The sequence below is a fragment of the Neisseria sp. P0024.S006 genome (assembly GCF_051956595.1).
Taxonomy (GTDB): domain Bacteria; phylum Pseudomonadota; class Gammaproteobacteria; order Burkholderiales; family Neisseriaceae; genus Neisseria.
In genome coordinates this window covers 1-276 of sequence record NZ_JBQCXH010000096.1, presented here as the reverse complement: position 1 = coordinate 276, position 276 = coordinate 1, and the positions used below count along the sequence as shown (strand labels likewise).

Here is a 276-nt window from a genome sequence, read left to right as displayed (position 1 = left end):
TGAATTCAGACGGCCTCACCATCACAGGCGGCCCGAGTGTGACCAAGTCCGGCATCAATGCCGCCGGCAACAAGATCACCAACGTAGCCGCCGGTACCGATGACACCGACGCCGTCAACTACAGCCAGCTGAAACAGCAAAGCGCTGCTGCCCGTACCGAAGTTGCCGCCGGTACCAACATCAAAGACGTGGTGAAAACCGTCGGCGCCAACGGCCAAGACGTTTACACCGTCAACGCCAAAGGCACGACCGCGAGCGCAGGTTCGAACAAAGTGA

Annotated in this window: 1 pseudogene; it reads left to right on the top strand. The window is 59.4% G+C overall.

Features of this window, described 5'->3' with window-relative positions:
* A pseudogene (locus ACTHUF_RS11455) lies at positions 1-276 on the top strand (hypothetical protein); the annotation flags it as partial.